Annotated in this window: 3 protein-coding genes; all 3 read right to left on the reverse strand. The window is 69.5% G+C overall.

All coding sequences use genetic code 11. The features are described from left to right. Positions 1-561: response regulator transcription factor (locus VF665_RS06765; protein WP_331052650.1), on the reverse strand; the 561-nt coding region annotated here is incomplete at its 3' end. Between the two features lie 446 nt (positions 562-1,007). Next, complete coding sequence (locus VF665_RS06770) at positions 1,008-2,609, reverse strand: DHA2 family efflux MFS transporter permease subunit (RefSeq protein WP_331052651.1); 1,602 nt, start codon at positions 2,607-2,609, stop codon at positions 1,008-1,010. Between the two features lie 61 nt (positions 2,610-2,670). Further along, a partial coding sequence (locus tag VF665_RS06775; protein ID WP_331052652.1) for an HlyD family secretion protein occupies positions 2,671-3,130 on the reverse strand: 460 nt, incomplete at its 5' end.

A 3,130-nucleotide genomic window follows, 5' to 3' on the forward strand; every position in this document is an offset into this window, starting at 1 on the left:
CACCGTAGAAAGCCCGATCCCGAGCCGCCGCGAAATCTCCTTGTTGGACAGCCCTTCATCGATCAGCTCCACGATCTGGCGCTCGCGCGGCGTCAGGGTGCCGTGCCCCGCCCCGTCGCGCGCCGCGGAAAGCGCCGCCACCTGCCGGAACAGCGACGCCGTGATCCACGGCGGGCACACCAGCTCGCCGCGCCCCACCGCCTGCAGCGTGTGCACCAGGTCGTCCAGCGAGGCCCCGCACGACACGTATCCCTCCAGCCCCGCCGCGGCGCACGCCAGCACGATCTCTTCCGTTTCGCGGATGGCGAGCGCCACCACCTTGATCTGCGCCAGCGCCTGGTGCGCGCCACGGGCGATCTCCACCGCGCCGGGCATGGCCATGTCCAGCAGCACCACGTCAGGCCGCGCGCGCGACACCAGCGCCAGCGCATCCCCGTGCGACGAGGCGGTGCCCAGCACGTGGACCTCCGCGCGGTGAGACAGGCTCTGCGCCAGACCTTCGCGGTACAGGCACACCTCGGCCACCACCACCACGCCAAAGCGCGGCTGCGGTTCCGGCATTGCGCCCGCGCGGCGCGGGTCCTGGAGCACGGAGAGAGACACGGGAAGGGGAGAGCGGGCGGGCGTGTGAACGCGGTGGGACACGGTCCGGCGCGGGCCGCGCGCCGGGTGGGGACAACACGGCCGGCTCCCGCCGTTGCTGCCCGGGCACCTCCGCGTCATCTGCTACACGAAGGCAGCTTCCATGCCACTCATTCGTTTGCCGCCATGATCAAACAGAATCCGCATTCCACCTCACCTTTCGGCGGTGGCCCGCTCCGTATGCGACGCCCCCGTCCGCCTGGCTGGGGCATCCGCGAGACGCTTTGGGACACGCGATGGCCACTGAGTGCCGATCACGACATTGCGATCGGACCGGTGCGTGCGCCCGCGGAGCCATGCGCCAAACCCAGCGAGGCCGGCGGGAATGCTCCCGCCGGCCTCGTCGCCTTTCCATCATGCAGCCATCAGTGGGCGTCCACCGCCACGGCGGCGCCACGAGGCTTGCGCAGAAACAGGATCGCGGGAGAAACGGCCACGAACACCACCAGAATCAGCAGCCACGAATCGTTGTACGCCAGCATGGATGCCTGGCGCATCACCATCCCCTCGATGGTCGCCATGGCGCCGCGCTCGGCCGGAACGCCCGTGACGCCGCGCGCGGCCAGCCCCGCCGTCACCGCCTGCAGGCGCTCCTGGAACGCGGGGTTGTACGGGTTCACGTGCTGCAGCAGGTCCACCCGGTGCATCTGCACGTGGCGCGTAAGGTACGTGCTGAGCACCGCGATGCCGAACGATCCGCCCAGCTGGCGCGACAGGTTGATGAGCCCCGCGGCCTGCTGCGCCTCGCTGGGCTTCAGGCTGCCGTACGCCACCGCGTTGATAGGGACGAACAGCAGCCCCATCCCCAGCCCGCGGATGATGAGCGCCCAGCGCGCGTCCGGCTCTCCCGCGTTCACGCTCAGGTGCCCCAGGTCCCACATGGAGATCCCGAACAGCGTCACGCCGATGGCGATCAGAATGCGCGGGTCCACCAGCGGGCGCGCGCCGTTCAGCATTCGCCCGCAGGTGATGGCGGCGATGGCGGTCATGATGCCGCCGGGGAGCATGGCCAGCCCCGTTTCCGTCGGGGTGAAGTGCAGCAGGCTCTGCGTAAAGAGGGGGAAGATGAACACGCCCCCGTACAGCCCGAAGCCCAGCGCCACGAACAGAAAGATGGACGCGGCCAGCTCACGGTTCTTCAGCACCCGGAAGTCGATGACCGGGTGCGCGTTGCGCGGCGAAAGCTCCCACCACACCATCGCCACCAGCGCGATTCCCGCCACCAGCGACAGGCGCACGATCTCCGCGCTCTCGAACCATCCCTTGGAGTTGCCCTCTTCCAGCACGTACTGCAGCGCGCCCACCCCGGCGATCAGCAGCCCGATCCCCAGCCAGTCCACCGGGCCGGAGCGCCGCAGCATCTCCGGCGGGTCGTGAAGAAAGTTGAAGACCAGAAAGGTGCTCGCGATCCCGATGGGGATGTTGATGAAGAAGCACCAGCTCCAGTGATAGTTGTCGGTGATCCACCCGCCCAGCGTAGGGCCCAGCGTGGGCGCCGCGATCATCCCCAGCATGAAGATGGCCTGCACCATCCCCTGCTCTTCGCGGGGAAAGATCTGCCGCAGCGTCGCCTGCGCCGTCGAGAGCAGCGCCGCGCCCCCCGCCCCCTGCACCACCCGCCACAGCACCAGCTGGCCCAGCGAGGTAGAGGTGCCGCACAGCAGCGACGCCACCACAAACATCACGATGGACGCCGTGAGGTAGTTTCTGCGCCCGAACGTGGCGGTAAAGAACGCCGTCATGGGCAGCACCACCACGTTGGACAGGATGTACGCGGTGCTCACCCACGCGATCTCCTGCTGCGTGGCGCCCAGGTTTCCCGCCATCTGCGGGAGCGCCACGTTGATGATGGTGGTGTCCAGCACCTCCATCACCGCCGCGGTAATCAGCCCCAGCAGAATGAACCACCTTGCCGCCCCCAGGATCGTCTGTCCCGCGGGGACGGCCCCGTTGCCTGCTTCCGCCATCCGTCAAAACTCCAGTGGTCGATCTCGGGATCCCCCGCGGATCCATGCCGCGGGGCCGTGCTCAGCGGGCGCGGATGCGGACGGACGCGCTCATTCCCGGGCGCAGCGGGTGCGCCGGATCCGGGCGGCCGTCCATGCGGATGCGCACGGGGATGCGCTGCACCACCTTGGTGAAGTTGCCCGTCGCGTTGTCCGGCGGCAGGAGCGAGAAGCGCGCGCCCGTGGCGGGCGAAACGCTCTCCAGACGGCCGTGGAACTCCACTCCGGGGTAGGCGTCCACCTCGAACTCCACCGGCTCGCCCGGCTTGAGGTCGCGCGTCTGCGTTTCCTTGAGGTTGGCCGTCACCCACACGTCGTTCAGCGGCACCACGCTCATCAGCGGCTGGCCGGGCTGCACCAGCTGCCCCGGCTCCACCGACCGCTTGGCCACCACCCCGCCCGTGGGCGCGATGACCTGCGTGTAGGAGAGCTGCAGGCGCGCCTGCTCCACCGCGGCGCGCGCCGCGGCAATGCGCGAGCGG

The sequence above is a fragment of the Longimicrobium sp. genome (assembly GCF_036387355.1).
Classification (GTDB): Bacteria; Gemmatimonadota; Gemmatimonadetes; order Longimicrobiales; family Longimicrobiaceae; genus Longimicrobium.

What these genes read in the sequence shown, in the direction of transcription:
- VF665_RS06770 (WP_331052651.1), bottom strand. Translation starts at nt 2,609, where the DNA reads ATGGCGGAAGCAGGCAACGGGGCCGTCCCCGCGGGACAGACGATCCTG.